The following is an 18,815-nucleotide window of genomic DNA, read 5'->3' as shown; positions in this document are numbered from 1 at the left end:
TTGTCATGCGAGTGACTTCAACGGAATTCCAGCAGAATGTCGGGCGTTTTCAGGATGCTGCCCAGCGTGCGCCGGTCGCAATCACAAAGAATGGCCGGACCCACACGGTACTCCTGTCGGCGGCGATGTTCGAGGTCTTGGTCAAGGGACGGGTCGCCCGTCCTGTGGAAGAGCTGGACGACGAGACGCTTAACGCCATCGCCGAAAGCGCCGTATCGAGCGAATATGCCGAGCTTGATGCAATGCTCAAAGACTGGACACCGTGAGCCTGCCCAAACCTATCCCGGGTCTGGTGATTTGCTATTCTTACCTCTGGGTGAGAGAACACGAAAAGGGTGCCGAAGAAGGTCGCAAAAAACCGACCATGCGCCATTGTCGCCGCGCGCCGGGTCGTGGAGGGCCGTGAAGTCATAACGGTCGTTCCGGTCACACACTCGCCACCAGCTGATCCTGCCGATGCAGTAGAAATACCTGCGCCCCTCAAAGCCTATCTCGGCCTCGATGACACGCCATCATGGATCGTCGTCACCGAAACCAATCATTTCCTCTGGCCGGGTCCCGATCTCAGGCCTATCGCGGGGAGCAAACCGTCCCGATTCGACTATGGCATGCTGCCGCCGCGTTTCTATGCCTATCTGCGCGACCGGATTTTGCAGTCTCACGCAAGCCGGGCGCTGCAGCAGATTCGGCGAACAGAGTAGCTGCATGAGACTGGAGGACCACGAAACGTCCCCGATTCCAAGGGACGATCGCTTCCCGGTCATCCCGTACGAAGCAAAAGGTGGAAATCCTTCCTGACCTTCTGCGACGTCTCCTTGAGGTGTGCTTCCAGCACACCGAAATCCGGCAGGTCGGTCACCGCCAGAAGCAGATCCGAAAGCCCCGGCGGAACGTCGTCGCGCTCGAAGGCTCCGGTAAGGCACAGCCGCGTCATCTGGGTCAGCGCCAGATAGAGCGCATAGGCGTCGAAAAGCTCCTGCCTCGCCCCGGCATTGGCGAAGCCCGGTGACAGGCGCGAAAGGATTTCGGCGGTACCGGTAACGCGCGGCCCGGCGCCTACCTGCCCGGTGATGACGGCCACTTGGGCGATGAATTCGAGATCGATGAGGCCGCCGGGGATCAGCTTGATGTCCCACAGGTCGCGCGGCGGCTTTTCCTTTTCGATCATGGCGCGCATCTCCGAGGCCTCGGCCATCACCTTTGCGGCGTCGCGCGGCTGACCAAGCACCGCCGCCACTTCCGCTTCAACCTCGCCGCACAGGCTGGCGTCGCCGGCTATGGCGCGGGCCCGGGCCAGCGCCATGTGCTCCCAGGTCCAGGCCTCCTGGCGCTGATATTTCTTGAAGGCATCGATATGGGTGGCCACAGGACCCTTGTTGCCGGATGGCCGCAGGCGCAGGTCGAGTTCGTAGAGCACGCCCTCCGCCGTCGGCGCCGACACAGCCGCGATCAGCCGCTGCGTCATGCGGGTGTAGTAATGCGAAGGCGCCAGCGGCTTGCCGCCATCGGACTCCTCGGCGTCCGGCGCGTGGTCATAAAGCAGGATCAGGTCGACATCCGATCCGGCGGTCAGCTCGCGGCTGCCGAGCTTGCCCATGCCGAGCAGCGCAACCACGCCGCCGGCAATGGTGCCGTGGCGCGCCGCGAATTCGGCCGTCACCGCCTGCAACGCAGCCTCGATGGTGAGATCCGCCAGATCGGAGAAGGCGCGGCCGGCGCGCGCCGGATCGATCGAGCCGGCGAGCAGCCGGACGCCGATCAGGAATTTCTGCTCGGAAGCAAAAATGCGCAGCCGGTCGAGCACGTCCTCATAAAGCCGGTCGCCCTCGACAAAGGCGGAAAGCCGTGCCGACAGATAGGCGCGGTCCGGTAGCTCCGTCAGCAAGGCCGGGTCGAGCAGACCATCGAAGACATGCGGCCGGCGGGTGATGATCGCCGCCAGCCGGGGCGCCGCACCCATGATCGTTGCCAGGAGCTTGAGCAGGGCCGGATTGGACTGCAGCAGGGAAAACAGCTGGATGCCGGCCGGCAGGCCGGCGAGAAATTCGTCGAAGCGCATCAGCGCTTCGTCGGCCCGGCGCGTCTGGCCGAAGGAGCGCAGCAGAGCCGGCGTCAATTCCGTCAGCCGCTCGCGCGCCTCCGCCGACTGAGTGACGCGATAGCGACCGAAATGCCAGCCTCGGATGACGCGGCAGATGTCGCTTGGCCGCTGGAAGCCGAGGCCGTGCAAGGTCTGCAGCGTATCGGGATCGTCGACATCGCCGGTGAAGACGAGATTGCCGATGCCTGTCGAAAGGTCCGGTGCTGTTTCGAACAGTGCCGCGTAGTGGCGTTCGACCTGCTGCAGCGAGGCGCGAAACGCCTGGGAAAAGGCAGGAGCATCGGCAAAGGCGAGCATGCGGGCGATGCGCTCCAAGCCTTCATCATCTTCCGGCAGCGTGTGGGTCTGCTCGTCGGCAACCATCTGCACGGCATGTTCGACGCGGCGCAGGAACCAGTACTGGCGGGCGAGCGCATCGCGCGCCTCGATGGTGATCCAGCCGCGTGTCGCAAGCTCGCCGAGCATCGGCACGGTCTCGCGGCCACGCAGTTCAGGGAAGCGTCCGCCGGCGATAAGCTGCTGGGTCTGGACGAAGAACTCGATCTCGCGAATGCCGCCGCGCCCGAGCTTGACGTTGTGGCCCTTGACCGCGATCTCACCATGGCCCTTGTGGGCGTGGATCTGGCGCTTGATCGAATGGACGTCGGCAATCGCCGCGTAGTCCATGTATTTGCGCCAGATATAGGGCTGAAGCTCCTTGAGGAAGGCAGCGCCCGCTGCCAGATCGCCGGCCACCGGACGTGCCTTGATCATGGCGGCGCGCTCCCAGTTCTGGCCGCGCGCCTCATAGTAGCGCAGTGCCGCCTCGACCGGGATCGCCAGCGGTGTCGAGCCGGGGTCGGGGCGCAGCCTCAGATCGGTGCGGAAGACATATCCGTGCTCGGTGCGGTCCTGCAGGATGCGAACCAGGCGGCGCGTCAGCCGCGAAAACAATTCGGTGGCGTCGAGCGGGTCGACGACCGCCGGTGCTTCCGGATCGAAGAAAACCACCAGATCGATGTCCGAGGAAAAATTCAGCTCATGTGCCCCGAGCTTGCCCATACCGAGCAGGATCCAACCCGACTGCTTCGACGGGTTGTCGAGATCCGGCAGTTTGAGTTTGCCCTGGCCGTGCGCGTCGCGCAGCAGGAAGTCGACGGCGGCACGGGTACAGGCGTCAGCGAGGTCGCTCAACCGCGGGACCGTCAGCGCCGTTTCGGCCTCGCCGGCAAGATCGGCCAGCGCGATGAGGAAATGCGCCTCCGCCTTCCACTGGCGCAGCTCCATCATCAGGCCGGATTCCGAAAGGGTCTCCGCCAAATGCGCCTGGTCTATGGCGGCGCCGATCGCTTTCAGCCGAGCCTCGATTGTCTGCTCGAACAGCCCGTCCAGGATTTGCGGCCGGCGACGTGCCGTATCGCGCAGGAACGGCGACAGATCGAAGACGGCGGCGAGGAAATCCTGGCCCTCCCCCTTGCCGGCCAGAAACTTGGCAAGCCGCGTCAGTCCTTCTTCGCGCGCGGCGGAAGCGATCTCGGCCAGTTCCAACCGCGCACGGTCCTTGTCGAGCGGAACAAGCCTGGCCGCCGGCTTCAGCAGCCAATCTTTCGCTCTCGCAGCCGTGCTCATCAGTGATCCTCCCGAACCGGGAAACTCATGACCACGGATAATCCAGGATTGCCAGGCAAGAGTTCAAGCCGGCCATTGTGGAATGTCATGACGGCCTTGGCGAGGCTGAGGCCAAGACCCGAACCCGGTTGCGAACGGCTCTTCTCCAGCCGCACGAAACGTTCCGTGGCACGCGCGCGGTCGCCATCGTCGGGAATGCCGTGGCCATTGTCGGCAACCGACAGGCGAACGTCCGCACCGGCTCGCTCGAGCGTGACGCGCACCGCCGGCTGGGCATTGGCGCCGGTCGAATATTTGATGGCGTTGTCGACGATGTTCGACAGCGCCTGGCCGATCAGTTCGCGGTTGCCGTTGACGGACACCGCCTCGTGCGCGTCTGCTTCCAGCGACACGCCCGCCTCTTCCGCCACCGGCTCATAGAGCTCGACGACATCGCGTACGGCTTCCGCAAGATCGACGCGGTTCGTATTTTCAGACGAGTAGCCAGCCTCCAGCCGGGAGATCATCAGGATGGCGTTGAAGGTTTTTATCAACTGGTCCGACTCGGCGATGGTGCCTTCCAGCGCCTGCCGGTAGTCGGTGGGCTTTTGCTTGCCCGAAAGCGTCGCTTCGGCCCGGTTGCGCAGCCGGGTCAGCGGCGTCTTCAGATCATGCGCGATGTTGTCGGAAACCTGCTTCAAGCCTTCGTTGAGCGTGGCGATCCTGGCCAGCATGGCATTGAGATTTTCGGAGAGCCGGTCGAACTCGTCGCCAACCCCCGTCACCGGCAGCCTGCCCGACAGATCGCCGCCCATGATGCGACGGCTGGCTTCCGACACGCTGTCGATGCGCTTCAGCGCAGCGCGGCCGACAAAAAACCAGATCAGCAATCCGCCCAGCCCCATCATGCCGAGCGCCAGCATCAGCGCACGGCGGATGACGGCACGAAACCGTTCCGGCTCGCCAAGGTCGCGGCCGACCAGCATGATCATCTGGTTCGGCAGCCGCAGCACCAGCGCAATGGCGTTGTGGCCTTTTTCGCCCTGCGCCTGCGCATCGTTCTGCTCGGATTGGGTGGTGGTACCCTGCTCGGCGGGAAGGTTGCGCAGGCGCTCGAGCTCTCCCTCGCCAAAGCGCTGATAAGAGAACGGACTGCTGGTCCAGCCTTCGGTTTCGAGAACGCCAGGTTCGAGGCTCTGCACGTTGCCGGTCAGGATCTGGCCGTTGGCGTCGGCGATCAGGTAAAGGTTTGCGCCGGGCTGGCGCGAGCGCGCTTCGACCACGCGGACCAGTACCGGCAGGCCGCCGCGCTGATAGGCGCGGGCAAGGCCGAGCACTTCGTCATTGATGGTCTCCTGCGTCTGCGCGGTCAGCATTCGCGCCGACAGCGAGGTCATGTAGAAGACGAGCGCCACCGCGCAGAGCGCGAAGAGCAGGAAGTAGAGCGCCGAAAGCCGCGCTGCCGTCGTCTTCATGATGGCTGGCACGGAAAGAGCCATGCCGCAGCTAACCACTCTTCAGCATATAGCCGGCGCCGCGAACCGTATGCAGGATGGGCTTGTCGAAGCCCTTCTCGATCTTGCCACGCAGCCGGGAGACATGGACGTCGATGACATTGGTCTGCGGATCGAAATGGTAGTCCCAGACATTTTCCAGCAGCATGGTGCGCGTCACCACCTGGCCGGCATGCCGCATCAGATATTCGAGCAAGCGGAACTCACGCGGCTGCAGCGTTATCTCGCGTGACGCACGGCGGACCGAATGCGACAGCCTGTCGAGTTCGAGATCGCCGACGCGGTAGACGGTTTCCGCTTCCTTTGCACTGGCGCGCCGGTTCAGCACCTCGACGCGGGCGAGAAGCTCGGAGAAGGCATAGGGCTTTGTCAGGTAATCGTCGCCGCCGGCGCGCAGACCCGTGACCCGGTCATCGACCTCGCCGAGCGCCGACAGGATCAGCACCGGCGTCGTGTTGCCCCTGGACCTGAGACCGGCAATGACCGACAGGCCGTCGCGACGCGGCATCATCCGGTCGATCACCATCACGTCGTAGTCGCCGGCGTCGGCGAGCGCAAAGCCGGTTTCGCCGTCACCGGCGACATGCGCGGTGTGACCGGCCTCGGCAAAGGCTTTCTGCAAGTAATCCGCAGCCTCGCGATCGTCTTCTATGACGAGAATCTTCATAGGGCTGTTATACGCGATTTCGCCGGAAGGTTGAGTGGCAGACATCTGCATTGTGGCCTTTGCCAAAGCGCATCGCGACCGAGATCGCTCGAAGCAGTGCGCGATAAAGCTGCTCGCTGCCGATGTCGTTGGCATCGGATCGTTGAAGCGCTTTTGAAATTGTGCGGCAGCGGGCGATGGGAAGCCCGCTGCCGCCGGGGGAAGGCGCGATGACTGACTAACGCGCGCTCCTCCATGCTTTCCCGTACGGCGGCTCGGGGGTGTTGAACCGGCGCACTGGAAAAGTCCAACTTGCCGCCGGAACGCCCTCACCCGCCTCGGAAGGCCGAGAGAACGCTCCGGAGCCGACCTCAGCCCTTGGCGACGGGCAGCGCGACGAAACGATTGGTGTCGTCGCGGGTGATCTGCATCAGCACCGCCTTGCGGCCGGATTTGACCGCTTCGGTCATCGCCTTGGTGACGTCGTCGGTGCCGTTCACTTCGGTCGAATTGACCGATGTGATGACGTCGCCCGGCTGGATGCCGCGATCGGCAGCATCGCTGTCGGGATCGACGTCGGTCACCACCAGCCCCTTGCCGTTTTCGGACTTGGTGACGGTCAGGCCAAGATCGGCCAGCGTGTCGGGCTTTGCCGGAGCGGCAGGCTGCGACTGGTCGACAGAGGCCTGCTTGTCGCTCGAGGGCAGTTTGCCGAGATCGACCTTGACCGTCTGGCTCTTGCCGTCGCGCCACACGGTGACGTCAACCGACTTGCCAGGCGAGTAGGCGCCGATCAGCCGTGCCAGTTCCTTCGGCGAAGCGACGTCCTTGCCGTTGACCTGGGTGATCACGTCACCGGCCGTGATGCCCGCCTTCTTGCCGGGACCATCGTCCTGGGCACTGGAAACCAGTGCGCCGTTGTTGGACTTCAGACCAAGCGACTCAGCGATGTCGGAGGTGACCGGCTGGATTTCCACACCGAGCCAGCCCCGCTGAACGGAACCGCTCTTCATCAGGTCCTGAACGACCTGCTTGGCGGTCGAAGCGGGAATGTCGAAGGCGATGCCGACGCTGCCGCCGGACGGCGAGAAGATCGCGGTGTTGATGCCGACGACCTGGCCGTTGAGGTTGAAGGTCGGGCCGCCCGAATTGCCGCGGTTGACCGATGCGTCGATCTGGATGAAGTCGTCATAAGGGCCAGCGCCGATGTCGCGGCCGCGGGCGGAGACGATGCCGGCGGTGACGGTGCCACCAAGGCCGAACGGATTGCCGACGGCCACCACCCAGTCGCCGACGCGAACCTTGGAGTCATCGGCGAAGTCGACATAGGTAAACTTGCCGACGCCATCGACCTTGAGCACGGCGAGATCGGTGCGCGGGTCGGTGCCGATCAGCTTGGCGTCGAGTTCCTTGCCGTCATTCATCACCACGGTGAAGGCCGAGCCTTCCGAAACGACGTGGTTGTTGGTGACGAGATAGCCGTCATCCGAGATGAAGAAGCCGGACCCTTGTGCAACCGGCCGCGGCTGGTCGTTGTTGCGGTCGCGATGGCTGAAGCGCCTGTTGCCGCCACCCTGGCCGTCCTGATCACCAAAGCCGCGGAATTCCTTGAAGAAGCGGCGCAGTTGCGGATTGTTGGGCAGGTTGTTCATGCCATCCTGATCGTCGGACGGGTCGGAGCCGTCATCGGCGGCCGGGCTGATCTTGGCCTTGACCTTGACGCTGACAACAGCGGGAGAAACCCGCTCGACGACATCGGCGAAGCCCGGTACCTGCGGCGCCTCGACGCGCACGGCATCGGCCAGAACAGGGCTGGTTCCGCTGGTCAGCGCACCGACGCCGATCGCACCGGCCACGGCGACAGACGCGACGGCAGCCATGAGACGCTTGCGGGTGACGGAATATGAACGGGGGGCAATATTCATGGATCTCGTATCCTCTTTCCAAATGGACGCTGCTGATGGGCATCCTCAAGCAAGAGAATTAGAGTGGCGCACATTACAGCGCCATTTCCGACACATGAAACTTTGGTAATGTTTTGGGGTCGGGAGACGCACAAACCCGTTGGCCGCGATGCCCTATGCGCTATCTTGTACACAACTCAGCACAAGGCTTTCATAAATGACAGCAAGCACGCCTGGCGGATCGTATTCGTGAAATGGGCCGAGGCCTTGGTGATATGGCGACGGGCCGGCCAGGCCGAATAACAGGCACATATGAGACGTTCATCGGCCGCCTGCCCCACACCACATCATTGCCTATGAGTTGCGCCCGATCGCTGGCCGTCAGAGCGTCGTTATCCTGCGCGTCATTCACACGTCGCGGGACTGGCCCTCGGAAGAATGGCCGAGCTAATTGCCTAGTATCTTGTCCAGCGCCGCCTGTTCCTCAGTGGTCAGCGCATTGGTTGCCAGCGAGCGACGCGACCGCGCGGTCAGCACGATGAAAACGCCTCCCACCAGCAACAGCAGGACAGGCGTGCCCCACAGCAATGCATTGCGCAGGTCGAAACGCGGCTTGAGCAGCACGAACTCGCCATAGCGCGAAACCACGTAGCCCATGACCTGCTGGTCAGTGTCGCCGGCGACGAGGCGCTGACGCACGAGGACGCGCAGGTCGCGGGCAAGGTCGGCATCGGATTCGTCGATCGACTGGTTCTGGCAGACCATGCAGCGCAAGCCTTCCGAAAGCGCCCGAGCCCGCGCCTCAAGTGCAGGATCAGGCAGCATCTCGTCAGGCTTCACCGCCAAGGCCGTGCCGGCAAAAAACAGCGCCAGCAGCAGGATAATGGAGGTCAGCGAAAGCCGTGCGTTCATGGCAGGGTCGCGGATGGCACCACGCTCGCCTGCTTGCGCCGTCGCGACGGCGCGCCGACGCGCAGGCGCCGGTCCATCAGCGACATCGCCGCGCCCGCCATCATCATCAGGCCACCGCCCCAGATCAACGTCACCAGCGGCTTCCACCACAAACGCACGACGACCGAACCGTCTTTGCCCTCGTCGCCGAGCGAGATGTAGAGCTGCGAGAAACCGATCGTCCTGATGCCGGATTCCGTCGTCGTCATCTGCCGCACCGGATAAAACCGCTTGGCGGAGCTGATTTCGCCAACAGGGCTACCGCTGACGCCGATCAGCTCGAAGCGGCCGCGATCCTCGCTGTAATTCGGTCCCTGGGCCGGATAAAGCCCGACGAAACGCAGCGTATGGCCGGACAGTTCGACGGTCTCGCCGGCATGCATCGACAGGATCTTCTCGGTGCCGAAGCAAAGTGTGCCGACGATGCCGAGCGTGGTCAGGCCGAGGCCGAGGTGAGCGAAGGCTGTGCCGAAGACCGAACGCGGCAAGCCGAGCAAGCGCCGGACCATGATCCCCGTTGCGACGGTCCGAAAGCCCGATTTGACGGCGAGATCGGTGAGCGCGCCAAGGATCAGCCAGACGGCAAGGCCTACGCCCAGGGCTGCGAACACCGAGGCGCCGTCGATGAACAGAGCGGTGACCAGCGTCGCCAGCAGCGCCGCTGCAAAGGCCACCATCAGGCGCTGCGCGACGGCGAAGACATCGCCGCGCTTCCAGGCCAGCAACGGCCCGAACGGAACCACGAGCAGCAGCGGCACCATCAGCGGCCCGAAGGTGAGATTGAAGAACGGCGCGCCGACCGAGATCTTGTCGGCTGAAAAGGCTTCGACGGCGAGCGGATAGAGTGTGCCGACAAGCACGGTCGCCGTCGCCGTGGTCAGGAACAGATTGTTGAGGACGAGTGCCCCTTCTCGGGAAATCGGGTGGAACAGGCCGCCGGTCGTCAACCGGGAAGCGCGCAGCGCAAACAGCGCCAGCGAGCCGCCGATAAACAGCGTCAGGATGCACAGGATAAACACGCCCCGGGTCGGATCGGTGGCAAAGGCGTGCACCGAGGTCAGCACGCCCGAACGCACGAGGAAGGTGCCGAGCAGCGACAGCGAAAAGGTCAGGATGGCGAGCAGCAGCGTCCAGATCTTCAGCGCCGAGCGCTTTTCCATGACAATGGCCGAATGGAGCAGCGCGGTGCCCGCCAGCCACGGCATGAAAGACGCGTTCTCGACTGGATCCCAGAACCAGAAACCGCCCCAGCCAAGTTCATAGTAGGCCCAGTACGATCCCATGGCGATGCCGCCGGTCAGGAACATCCAGGCGACCAGCGTCCACGGCCGCACCCAGCGCGCCCAGGACGCGTCGATGCGGCCTTCGATGAGAGCGGCGACCGAGAAGGAAAAACAGATCGAGAAGCCGACATAGCCGAGATAGAGGAACGGCGGGTGGATGGCGAGGCCGAGATCCTGCAGGATCGGGTTGAGATCGCGGCCTTCGATCGGCGCCGGGTTGAGCCGGATGAACGGATTGGACGTCGCCAGAATGAACAGGAAGAAGGCGGCGCCGATGGCGCCTTGCACCGCAAGCACATTGGCGCGCAGCGTCGCCGGCAGGTTGGAGCCGAAAGCGGCGACGAGTGCGCCGAAGAAGGTCAGGATCAACACCCAAAGCAGCATCGAGCCTTCATGATTGCCCCAGGTTCCGGTGATCTTGTAGATCAACGGCTGCAAGGAATGCGAGTTTTCCCACACGCTTGCCACCGAGAAATCGGAGCTCGCATAGGCACTCGCCAGCGCTGCGAAAGACAGCGCCGTCAAGGCGAAGCCGGTCACCGCGACCGGACCGCCGACGGCCATCAGGCGCTGGTTGTTCAGGCGTGCGCCAAACAGCGGCACGAGCGTCTGCACCAGCGAAAGCGCAAACGCCAGGACGAGGGCGAAATGTCCGGTTTCAACCATGCCCGTGATCCACTGTCGCTCTCCTGCCGGAGCTATTCACTCTTGCTCTCCTGCCACACGCCCTTGGCCTTGAGGCCGTCCGCAACCTCCTTGGGCATATAGCGCTCATCATGCTTGGCCAGCACGCTATCGGCAACAAAAACCCCGTCCGGGCCGAAACTACCCTCGGTGATGACGCCCTGCTCTTCGCGGAAAAGGTCGGGCAGGATGCCGGTGTAGGTGACCTTGACCGATTTGTGCGTGTCGGTGACCGAAAAGCCGACCGTGGCCCCCTGCCCGCGCTGGATCGTGCCTTTTTCGACCAATCCACCCAACCGGATGCGCTGGCCAGGCTGGACGCTTGCCGTGGTGAGATCGGCCGGCATGTAGAAATAAGAGGCCTTCTGGCCAAGCGCGTAGAAAGTCAGCCCGGTCGCGGCACCCAGGAAGACCAGGCCGCCCGCGATCACCGACAATCGTTTCTGCTTGCGCGTCATGTCTTGTTCTACTCCGTCGCCGCAAGCCCAAGCGAAGCGGCAAAGGCGGTGAACTTCTTCGCCTGGTCACTGTCGGCCCCAAAGACGGCAATGGCGCGACCGAGCGCCTCACGCGCCTGATCGGCCTTGCCAAGCACGACATAGGAACGAACGAGCCGCATCCATCCTTCCGGGTCGTGCGGATTTTGCCGCAGTTTGTCGTCAAGGCCGGCAACCATGGTGTTGATCATGGCTTCCCGATCCTGCGGCGACATCGAGGATGCGGCGTCGATATCGCCGGCATCGGGGCCGTTGGCGGCGCCGCCGGAAGCCACTTCGGGGTTGCCGGACTTGGCCAGCGCCTGCTCGACGGCACCGCGCCATGGCGAGTCCGGCGGCAATCTGCCCAGCATCGCCTGCCATGCCGTGGTCGCTTCCTTGGCGCGACCCTCCTGCGCCAACGCCATGGCCAGGTAGAAACTGGCCTTCGCATTGGCCGGATCGAGCTTCAGGGCTGCCTCGAAAGCATCCTGGGCATCGGCCGAGACAATGCCGCCTGCCGCGCCGGCGATCGCCTCTCCGAGACCGGCCTGGCGAACGGCGCTGTCGCCATCAAGCCGAATGGCGTTGCGATAGGCATCCGCCGCGTCGGAAAAGCGCTGCATGCGCAGATAGACCGGTGCAAGCACGTCCCAGCCCCTGCCATCGGTGGGATTGGCGGCCAGATGGGCTTCGGCCCGCGCCACCAGTTCGTCGACCGAACTGTCGGCGGGATTCTTGGCCAACCGCTCGCTGAGCGGTTGTGACGGCAGGTCGGGAGAGCCAAGCTTGACATAGAGCCCCCAACTGACCAGCGGCACCGCCAGCACGGCTACGGTCGCCACCAGCCTTGCGGTGGCCGGCGCTCGGCCCGCGTTTGCGCCGCCGGCGGTACCCGCATTGTCAAGGCGAAGGATGCGGCGAGCGATCTCGGCGCGGGCTTCGGCCGCTTCGGCCGGCTGGATCAAGCCACGCGCGGCGTCGCGGTCAAGCTCGGACAGTTGGTCGCGATAGACTTCGAGATCATGTTCGCCGCTCGACGACGCGCCCTTCGCGCTGGCGGCCAGCGGCAACAGCACCGCCAGGCTTGCACCCAGCGTGAGAATGGCGGCTATGACCCAGAACAGCATGGTTCTTCCAATAACGGCAGAGCTCTGCCGTGCCAACAGATGCATGCTGCGACGCTTTGACGACGCCAGCCGCCAATCGTCGGCAGACGGTCGTCAGGTCAGCGGCGTCCAGCTGCCATCGGCGTTGCGGCAAGCGGTTCCGCGCGCCGTGACTCCGGCGCCGCCGGAAAACACCGTCTGCGTGTACTGGCGGCAGTCCTGCGAACCGACGCGGTAGGGCTGGGCCGGAACCACCTCGCCGTAGCGCGAAGCCTGGGCGCCTTTCCACGTCACCTTCTGGCCGCTGGTCGTGTATTCCAGAGCTTTGTACTCAGCCTCGAGCGCGCTGCGCTTCTCGGTCTCGCTGAGGCCGTTGCCGATCGCCCCGCTGATGAGGCCGCCGCCCATCGCCGAAATGATCGTCGTGGTCACCTTGCCGCTGGAAGGAGGTGTCGAGGCCGGTGTCGCTGCCACGGTTGGACCCTTGCCGCTCAAGGTGGTGCAGCCGGAAACAGCCAGCAATGCGGAAACAAGCGCGACGCGAATCTTCATGCCAACAACCGGTTTTCTTGAGTTGGAGCCTGCCATGGATGCGCCGGGGGCCGCGTCATCGAGAAGTCGGCGTGGCCATAGTATTGATATTTGTCGGAAATTTGGCCGCTGGCCGCTGCGGGACCAATGGACATGCCGCCAACAACATCTCCCGCCCCTCTATGTCGATCGGCTCTGGTGAACATCACTGAAGGCTCCGCAATCGCACCACCGCCTTCAATCCGCCCATACCGGACCGTTCGAGCGCCAGAACGCCTCCATACTCGTTGACGAGGTCTGCGACAATGGCCAGGCCCAGACCTGTTCCGGGCTTTGTCTCGTCCAGACGCCGTCCGCGCTTCAGCGCCTCGCGCGCCTTGTCCTCGGGAATGCCCGGACCGTCATCCTCTATGCCGATCTCGAACAGGCCGGCCGGGTCGTCCTTGCCGGTCAAGGGCACGATCGAGACCTGCACCGCGCTCTTTGCCCATTTCATCGCGTTTTCAAGGAGATTGCCCAGCAGTTCCTCAAGGTCCTCACGCTCGCCGGCGAAGACGATCTCGGCCGCCGGCAGCGACAGCGACAGATTTGTCTGCGGATTGAGCTTCCGCAGAACCCGCACCATGCGCTGCACCAGCGGCGTCACCGGCGTGCGGTAGACGACGCTGTCGCGTTGTGCCGCGACGCGGGCGCGCTGGAGATAGTGTTCGACCTGCTTCTGCATGGAAGCCGCCTGTTCGGCGATCAACTGCCCCTTGGCGCCGCCGAGCGCGCGGCCCTCGTTGAGCAGTACCGCCAGCGGCGTCTTCAGCGAATGGGCGAGATTGCCGACCTGTGTTCGCGACCGCTCGACGATGCGCCTGTTGTTTTCGATCAGCGCATTGGTTTCGTTGGCAAGCGGTTCGATCTCGGCCGGGAAGCGGCCGTCGAGCCTCTGGGCGGTGCCTTCGCGCACCATGGCGAGCGCGTTCCTGACCCGGCGCAGCGGCTGCAGGCCGAGCAGGATTGCGATCGCGTTGATGGCGATCATGCCGACGCCGAACAGGCTGAGATAGGTCAGCAGGCGGCGCTGAAAGGTGGCGATTTCCTGTTCGAGTTCGCTCTGGTTGCCCATGACGCGGAAACGCGCGGCGCGGTTCTTGGCGTCGAGGACGAATTCGCTCTCGAACACTTCGAGCTGCTCGCCGTCGATGCCTTCGGCTGCGTAGCTGCGCTGGAAGCTCGCGTTGAACGGCACCTCGGCAACGCTCGGTGACGGGATCGTCGTGGTCATCGACGACGAATGGAGATCGCCATGCACGCCTTCCGAAGCGGGCTCAACCGACCAGTACCAGCCCGAATTCGGCTCCGAGAACCGGAGGTCGCCGAGATCTGGCGCGCCGGTCAGCGCACCGCTGTCGGAGATGCCGATCGAACCGATCAGGTTGAACAAATGCGCCGAAAGCAGGCTGTCGAAGCCGCGCTCGCTGGCCTGGCGGTATAGGGTGGTGATCAAGGTGAAGATGACAACGAGCGTCACGATCGCCCAGACCGTGGAAAAGGCGATGACGCGGAACGTCAGCGAACGCGGCCACAAACGCAGCGAAAGCGGCGTCCTTGCGGTTGGTTTGAGCGGTTCCGAGTTACGCCTCCGGCTCACGCATGCGGTAGCCCATGCCGCGCACGGTTTCGATCATGTCGATGCCCATCTTCTTGCGCAGCCGCCCGACAAACACCTCGATGGTGTTGGAATCGCGGTCGAAATCCTGATCGTAGAGATGCTCGACCAGTTCGGTCCGCGAGACGACCTCGCCCATATGGTGCATCAGATAGGCAAGCAGGCGGAATTCATGCGACGTCAGCTTCAGCGGCACTCCGCCGACATCGGCCTTGGAGGCCTTGGTGTCGAGGCGCAGCGGTCCGCAGGTCAGCTCGGACGAGGCATGGCCGGCAGCGCGCCGGATCAGAGCCCGCAGCCTCGCCAGCACCTCCTCGATGTGGAACGGCTTGGTGACGTAGTCGTCGGCGCCGGCATCGATGCCGGAAACCTTGTCGCTCCAGCGGTCGCGCGCCGTCAGGATCAGCACCGGCATCTTGCGGCCGCCGCGTCGCCAGCGCTCGACCACGCTGATGCCGTCCATCTGCGGCAGGCCGATATCGAGCACGACCGCGTCATAGGGCTCGGTGTCGCCGAGGAAATGGCCTTCCTCGCCGTCGAAGGCGCGGTCGACGACATAGCCGGCATCGACCAGCGCATCCGATATCTGCCGATTGAGATCCTTGTCATCTTCGACGACCAGTACACGCATGCGGAGTTCGATACCTGTTGAAGAGCTTTGTCGGATGGAAGAGCTTTGTAGGATTGAAAACTGGGGCAGATATAGGCCGATTCCGGCGGCCTGGGAAACGTGGCCTAAGATTGATTGGATCAGTTCAGCGGAACGACTATCTCGGAACGGCGCGGACGTTGTCCGTCCTTGCCCGGAACGAGCACGACAATGACACAGACAGGCTGACCGCCGCGCGTCGATTGCGAGGCCTTGGCCAGCGTTCCGCCATTCTGCTCGGCCACCTGTTGGCCGATGGCGTAGCAATCGGAGGCCGCCAGTACGATCGGACTGGCCAGGTCGGGCGGCGCGATGACCGGCATCGCCATCGCCTGCGACGCAAACAGCCCGGCAGCACAAAGCGCCAGTGTCGCGGTTCGGAAGTGGGAGCGAAGCGTTTTCATGACCGGCGTTGTAACGCATCGGTGCTGAACGTGAAATGAACGGTGAACGCCGCTGCAAACATCCTCGTCACACCCCTGCAACGCGAGACAGTCAACCTGGAATTTCACCGCCTCGAACAGGCGAAATCCCGCGAAAGTCCAGTCTAGACTCCGTTTTGACCATATTGAAAGCGCATCAGGCATTTTCCTGCGTCATCGCGCGAAAACGCAGCAGCCCGTGATGCACGAGCAGATCCTCGTCATGGCGGGCTTCGGCAAATTCCAGCGACAGTCGTGTCTGGCCGCGAGGGCCGATCACCAATGCTGCGTCGGCAAGGCGCGCCTGGATGGCGGCCATGATGGCTAGCGTTTCGGCATCACCATGGGCTTTCGACCAGACATGCAGCGTAATCAACTGATCGTCGGTGTTCTCGATGCCCGTATCCCAGTCGAAAGCGGAGGTATGGCCGCAGGTCACGTACGGAAAAGCGGCGTTGTCGGCTGGCCGTTCGAGCAGTCCGGCGCCGCCCAACAAGGCCGACAGCGATGGATCGCTTTTCAGCCTGAGAAACAGTGCCTGCTGTAAATCGCCTGGCGCGGTCATCGTCTTTTCCTCCGGTTCCTGCGCTGCCGACTGTTGCTTTTCGGAAGCTGTCCGCGTTCTGCGTGTTCTGACAGATATAGCCATTCGACGCGCAGAGGCGATGGCGATTCGTCATCGGAATGATGGATGCCGATGATCTCGAAAGGGCGGCTTTGCCAAGACCACCGTCGCGGGCACCACGCCGTGAACATGGACTCTCGATTCCTGGTCACATATTCTCGCTCCATACAGCGTCGCATGACGCAATGTTTCCTTGCCGTTTTTGATCCGCGAAGCAATTTCGGAAGCTGATGATGCTCGATGCAGAAAAGACCAGGGCTGCGTCGCGGTTGTTGGTAGGCCACTGGGACAAGGGCACCCGTCTCGACGCCATACCCGAGGCGTTGCGCCCACAAACACGGCTCGAAGGTTACGCTATCCAGTCGCATGTCATGGATCGCTCGGCGGCTCCGCTTTTCGGCTGGAAGATTGCCGCGACCAGTCTGGCGGGACAAAGGCACATCAACGTCGACGGCCCCATGGCCGGACGTCTCCTGGCCGAGAAAGCGGTGGAGATCGGCGGGACCGTTTCCCTGGCGACGAGCAAGATGCGCGTGGCCGAGATCGAGTTCGCTTTCCGTTTCGGCCGCGAGCTGCCGCCTCGTGCGGTACCCTATGAAGTCGCCGAGGCGATGGAAGCCGTGGCGAGCTTGCACCCGGCGATCGAAATCCCGGACTCACGGTATGACAATTTCTGCGCCGTCGGGGCGCCGCAGCTCATTGCGGACAATGCCTGCGCCAACCTGTTTGTCATCGGCGAGGCGGCGGAAGACGACTGGCACGACGTGGATCTTGCAAAGCACCCCGTGATCGCGTCCGTTTCCGGAAGGTCGCAACATAGCGGATCGGGAGCAGCCGTATTGGGCGATCCTCGCATCGCGCTTACCTGGATCGTCAATGAACTGTCGGGCCTGGGCATAGCGCTTCAGCCGGGACAGGTGGTGATTACCGGCACCTGCGTGACACCGATAAGCGTCGAGGCAGGCGACGAAGTCATCGGCGATCTAGGCAGGTTTGGCAGCGTCTCGGTGAGGTTTGTCTAGGCTCCGCGCTGCCTGGCCACGAAACTGCGCACCGCCAGCACCAGCACGGTGATGATGATCAGGATCACCGACAATGCCGCGATCGCCGGGTCGATGTTGTCGCGCAAGCCCATCCACATGAGCCGCGGCAGCGTGATGGCGTTGACAGAGGTGATGAACAAAGTGACGCCGATTTCTTCCCAGGACAGCACGAAGGAGAGAAGTGCGGCGGTGACGATGCCGAACTTGATGTTGGGCATGATGATGCGGGTGGCGCGCTCCCACACAGTGGCCCCTAAGCCCCGCGCGGCAAGGTCGATGCGGCGGTCGAGCTGGCTGAGAGAGACCAGCATCAGCACCGTGGCGAAGGGCACGGTCATCACCGAATGGGCCATGGCGACGCCAAGCCAGGTGTCGTAGCCGAAGAACGCGCTGAAACCCGAGATCGAGGTGAGCAAGAAGTAGAGCGTGATCGCCGAGACCACCGGCGGCACCACCATCGGCAGCAGCACGAAGCCGACCAGGGCCGCGGTGAAGCGCGGCTGGAACATCCAGACGCCAAGGCTGAAGCACAGCGCCAGCACAGTTGAAAAGGCGCTGCTGACGACACCGATGCGGATCGAGAGCAGGATCGATTGGAGCCAGCGCGGGTCCTCGATCAGCGCCCGGTAATGGCGCAGCGACAGTTCGCCCGACGGCATGGCCAGCATGCGGCTCGGCGTCAGCGACACCGGGATGACGGCGAGCAGCGGCATCAGCAGGAACAGCGCCACGAAGGCGGCGATGATCAGCGAGACGGGACCGGGGCGGTAGGTCGGCATCAGATCAACTGCTTCGGTCTGACATATCGGAACAAGAGCGCCATCAGCGCGCCGACGAACAGCACCAGCACGACGCTGATCGCTGCACCCAAGCCCCAGTCCGGGCTCTGGAATATCCTGAGATAGATCAGCTCGGCAATCATGACGCTGCGGCCGCCGCCAAGGATCGCTGGCGTGACGAAGAAGCCGAGCGAGAAGACGAAAACGATCATCGCCGCGCCTATGATGCCGGAGCGCGTCATCGGCACGAACACCGTCCAGAAGGTGCGCATGCGGCTGGAGCCGAGCCCGCGCGCCGCCAGGAGCACGCGGTCGTCGAGGCTGCGCATGGCCGATGCCAGCGGAAAAACGGCGAAAGGAATGAGGAAGTGCGTCATGCCGACGATGACGCCGAATTCGTTGCGCACCAACGCCAGCGGTTCGGAGATGAAGCCGATCGCCTGCAGCCACGTGTTGATCAGGCCGCGATTGGAGAGCAGCGCCACCCAGCCGAAGGCACGGGTCAGCACGGAAATCCAGAAGGGAACGAGAATGCAGAACTCGGCGATCAGGCGCTGTGCCGGGGTTCCACGCACCCAGACGACGGTGATGGCGTAGGCAGCGGCCACCGAAACCACGGTGACGACCGCCGCGATGCGCAGCGTGCGGATGAACACCGACTGCACCAGATCGTCAGTGAGCAGCGCCTCATATTGGCCGAGGCCGGGCGTCGGCAGCGTAAAACTCCATTTGACGACGCCAAGGAACGGCCAGGCATAGGCCAGGACAAGAAACAGGAGCAGCGGCGCCATCAACAGCGCCGCGCCCATCCTGTCGGAGAGATAGGATCTCATTGACCCGATTACCCCGGCCCT

At 63.6% G+C, this 18,815-nt stretch carries 18 protein-coding genes and 1 pseudogene; 4 read left to right on the top strand and 15 right to left on the bottom strand.

The window, feature by feature from the left end; translation table 11 throughout:
• Window positions 1-5 precede the first annotated feature (5 nt).
• Together P3C39_RS16335 and P3C39_RS16330 are read left to right on the top strand one after the other, a co-directional pair.
• Entirely contained in the window at window positions 6-266 is a 261-nt protein-coding gene (locus tag P3C39_RS16335) for a type II toxin-antitoxin system prevent-host-death family antitoxin (RefSeq protein ID WP_275953676.1), read from the top strand.
• A 69-nt stretch (window positions 267-335) separates the two neighbouring features.
• Entirely contained in the window at window positions 336-701 is a 366-nt protein-coding gene (locus tag P3C39_RS16330; RefSeq protein WP_244506934.1) for a hypothetical protein, read from the top strand.
• Window positions 702-760: 59 nt separating this feature from the next.
• Here P3C39_RS16330 and P3C39_RS16325 read toward each other — a convergent pair whose 3' ends face one another.
• From P3C39_RS16325 to P3C39_RS16310, 4 genes are all read right to left on the bottom strand, one after another.
• Complete coding sequence (locus P3C39_RS16325) at window positions 761-3,709, bottom strand: bifunctional [glutamine synthetase] adenylyltransferase/[glutamine synthetase]-adenylyl-L-tyrosine phosphorylase (RefSeq protein ID WP_275953677.1); 2,949 nt, start codon at window positions 3,707-3,709, stop codon at window positions 761-763.
• Complete coding sequence (locus P3C39_RS16320; RefSeq protein WP_024505283.1) at window positions 3,709-5,187, bottom strand: HAMP domain-containing sensor histidine kinase; 1,479 nt, start codon at window positions 5,185-5,187, stop codon at window positions 3,709-3,711. The genes P3C39_RS16325 and P3C39_RS16320 overlap by 1 nt, the downstream gene beginning before the upstream one ends.
• A 7-nt stretch (window positions 5,188-5,194) precedes the next feature.
• The gene (locus P3C39_RS16315) at window positions 5,195-5,869 is read right to left on the bottom strand and encodes a response regulator transcription factor (RefSeq protein ID WP_023812818.1); all 675 of its coding nucleotides are present in this window, start codon (window positions 5,867-5,869) and stop codon (window positions 5,195-5,197) included.
• A 350-nt stretch (window positions 5,870-6,219) separates the two neighbouring features.
• Window positions 6,220-7,773: a Do family serine endopeptidase gene (locus P3C39_RS16310; protein WP_013532632.1), complete on the bottom strand. Its 1,554-nt coding sequence runs from the start codon at window positions 7,771-7,773 to the stop codon at window positions 6,220-6,222.
• A gap of 206 nt (window positions 7,774-7,979) precedes the next feature.
• On the opposite strand from P3C39_RS16310, the pseudogene P3C39_RS32920 reads away from it, so the two are divergent.
• A pseudogene (locus P3C39_RS32920) lies at window positions 7,980-8,203 on the top strand (type II toxin-antitoxin system RelE/ParE family toxin); the annotation flags it as partial.
• Here P3C39_RS32920 and P3C39_RS16305 read toward each other — a convergent pair.
• From P3C39_RS16305 to P3C39_RS16265, 9 genes are all read right to left on the bottom strand, one after another.
• Window positions 8,200-8,664 carry a cytochrome c-type biogenesis protein gene (locus tag P3C39_RS16305; protein WP_275953678.1) on the bottom strand — a complete coding sequence of 155 codons (465 nt, stop codon included), beginning with the start codon at window positions 8,662-8,664 and terminating at the stop codon, window positions 8,200-8,202. The pseudogene P3C39_RS32920 and the gene P3C39_RS16305 overlap by 4 nt on opposite strands.
• Window positions 8,661-10,652, bottom strand: coding sequence for a heme lyase CcmF/NrfE family subunit (locus tag P3C39_RS16300; RefSeq protein ID WP_024505285.1), 1,992 nt, complete (start codon window positions 10,650-10,652; stop codon window positions 8,661-8,663). Before P3C39_RS16300 ends, P3C39_RS16305 begins: the two co-directional genes overlap by 4 nt.
• Window positions 10,653-10,684: 32 nt before the next feature.
• Window positions 10,685-11,128 carry a cytochrome c maturation protein CcmE gene (gene ccmE / locus P3C39_RS16295; protein ID WP_013532635.1) on the bottom strand — a complete coding sequence of 148 codons (444 nt, stop codon included), beginning with the start codon at window positions 11,126-11,128 and terminating at the stop codon, window positions 10,685-10,687.
• Between the two features lie 8 nt (window positions 11,129-11,136).
• Window positions 11,137-12,276, bottom strand: a complete 1,140-nt coding sequence (gene ccmI, locus P3C39_RS16290; protein ID WP_024505286.1) for a c-type cytochrome biogenesis protein CcmI — start codon at window positions 12,274-12,276, stop codon at window positions 11,137-11,139.
• Window positions 12,277-12,369: 93 nt separating this feature from the next.
• A complete protein-coding gene (locus tag P3C39_RS16285; RefSeq protein WP_013532637.1) occupies window positions 12,370-12,807 on the bottom strand; it encodes a hypothetical protein in 438 nt (145 codons plus the stop codon).
• 184 nt (window positions 12,808-12,991) lie between these two features.
• Window positions 12,992-14,425 carry an ATP-binding protein gene (locus tag P3C39_RS16280; protein WP_024505287.1) on the bottom strand — a complete coding sequence of 478 codons (1,434 nt, stop codon included), beginning with the start codon at window positions 14,423-14,425 and terminating at the stop codon, window positions 12,992-12,994.
• A complete protein-coding gene (locus tag P3C39_RS16275; protein ID WP_013532639.1) occupies window positions 14,409-15,074 on the bottom strand; it encodes a response regulator transcription factor in 666 nt (221 codons plus the stop codon). Before P3C39_RS16275 ends, P3C39_RS16280 begins: the two co-directional genes overlap by 17 nt.
• Before the next feature lie 119 nt (window positions 15,075-15,193).
• Window positions 15,194-15,496 (bottom strand): hypothetical protein, encoded by a 303-nt coding sequence (locus tag P3C39_RS16270; protein WP_013532640.1) that lies wholly within the window; start codon window positions 15,494-15,496, stop codon window positions 15,194-15,196.
• 175 nt (window positions 15,497-15,671) lie between these two features.
• Window positions 15,672-16,079: a DUF3168 domain-containing protein gene (locus P3C39_RS16265; protein ID WP_064993409.1), complete on the bottom strand. Its 408-nt coding sequence runs from the start codon at window positions 16,077-16,079 to the stop codon at window positions 15,672-15,674.
• A 293-nt stretch (window positions 16,080-16,372) separates the two neighbouring features.
• Here P3C39_RS16265 and P3C39_RS16260 point away from each other — a divergent pair, with 293 nt between their 5' ends.
• Window positions 16,373-17,161 (top strand): fumarylacetoacetate hydrolase family protein, encoded by a 789-nt coding sequence (locus tag P3C39_RS16260; protein WP_275953679.1) that lies wholly within the window; start codon window positions 16,373-16,375, stop codon window positions 17,159-17,161.
• Here the strand turns inward: P3C39_RS16260 and P3C39_RS16255 are convergent.
• Together P3C39_RS16255 and P3C39_RS16250 are read right to left on the bottom strand one after the other, a co-directional pair.
• The gene (locus P3C39_RS16255; RefSeq protein ID WP_027162976.1) at window positions 17,158-17,961 is read right to left on the bottom strand and encodes an ABC transporter permease; all 804 of its coding nucleotides are present in this window, start codon (window positions 17,959-17,961) and stop codon (window positions 17,158-17,160) included. The genes P3C39_RS16260 and P3C39_RS16255 overlap by 4 nt on opposite strands.
• The gene (locus P3C39_RS16250) at window positions 17,961-18,794 is read right to left on the bottom strand and encodes an ABC transporter permease (RefSeq protein ID WP_013532644.1); all 834 of its coding nucleotides are present in this window, start codon (window positions 18,792-18,794) and stop codon (window positions 17,961-17,963) included. Before P3C39_RS16250 ends, P3C39_RS16255 begins: the two co-directional genes overlap by 1 nt.
• Between the last annotated feature and the right edge of the window lie 21 nt (window positions 18,795-18,815).

The sequence above is a fragment of the Mesorhizobium sp. XAP4 genome (assembly GCF_029269325.1).
GTDB lineage: Bacteria > Pseudomonadota > Alphaproteobacteria > Rhizobiales > Rhizobiaceae > Mesorhizobium > Mesorhizobium ciceri.
This window is presented reverse-complemented; position numbering and strand designations above follow the sequence as displayed.

Bases quoted from the DNA above. Each gene is read 5' to 3' on its own strand.
- P3C39_RS16260 (WP_275953679.1), top strand. From the start codon at position 16,373: ATGCTCGATGCAGAAAAGACCAGGGCTGCGTCGCGGTTGTTGGTAGGC.
- P3C39_RS16320 (WP_024505283.1), bottom strand. From the start codon at position 5,187: ATGGCTCTTTCCGTGCCAGCCATCATGAAGACGACGGCAGCGCGGCTT.
- P3C39_RS16325 (WP_275953677.1), bottom strand. From the start codon at position 3,709: ATGAGCACGGCTGCGAGAGCGAAAGATTGGCTGCTGAAGCCGGCGGCC.
- P3C39_RS16310 (WP_013532632.1), bottom strand. From the start codon at position 7,773: ATGAATATTGCCCCCCGTTCATATTCCGTCACCCGCAAGCGTCTCATG.
- P3C39_RS16250 (WP_013532644.1), bottom strand. From the start codon at position 18,794: ATGAGATCCTATCTCTCCGACAGGATGGGCGCGGCGCTGTTGATGGCG.
- ccmE (WP_013532635.1), bottom strand. From the start codon at position 11,128: ATGACGCGCAAGCAGAAACGATTGTCGGTGATCGCGGGCGGCCTGGTC.
- P3C39_RS16300 (WP_024505285.1), bottom strand. From the start codon at position 10,652: ATGGTTGAAACCGGACATTTCGCCCTCGTCCTGGCGTTTGCGCTTTCG.
- P3C39_RS16285 (WP_013532637.1), bottom strand. From the start codon at position 12,807: ATGAAGATTCGCGTCGCGCTTGTTTCCGCATTGCTGGCTGTTTCCGGC.
- P3C39_RS16275 (WP_013532639.1), bottom strand. From the start codon at position 15,074: ATGCGTGTACTGGTCGTCGAAGATGACAAGGATCTCAATCGGCAGATA.
- ccmI (WP_024505286.1), bottom strand. From the start codon at position 12,276: ATGCTGTTCTGGGTCATAGCCGCCATTCTCACGCTGGGTGCAAGCCTG.
- P3C39_RS16255 (WP_027162976.1), bottom strand. From the start codon at position 17,961: ATGCCGACCTACCGCCCCGGTCCCGTCTCGCTGATCATCGCCGCCTTC.
- P3C39_RS16335 (WP_275953676.1), top strand. From the start codon at position 6: ATGCGAGTGACTTCAACGGAATTCCAGCAGAATGTCGGGCGTTTTCAG.
- P3C39_RS16270 (WP_013532640.1), bottom strand. From the start codon at position 15,496: ATGAAAACGCTTCGCTCCCACTTCCGAACCGCGACACTGGCGCTTTGT.
- P3C39_RS16265 (WP_064993409.1), bottom strand. From the start codon at position 16,079: ATGACCGCGCCAGGCGATTTACAGCAGGCACTGTTTCTCAGGCTGAAA.
- P3C39_RS16305 (WP_275953678.1), bottom strand. From the start codon at position 8,664: ATGAACGCACGGCTTTCGCTGACCTCCATTATCCTGCTGCTGGCGCTG.
- P3C39_RS16315 (WP_023812818.1), bottom strand. From the start codon at position 5,869: ATGAAGATTCTCGTCATAGAAGACGATCGCGAGGCTGCGGATTACTTG.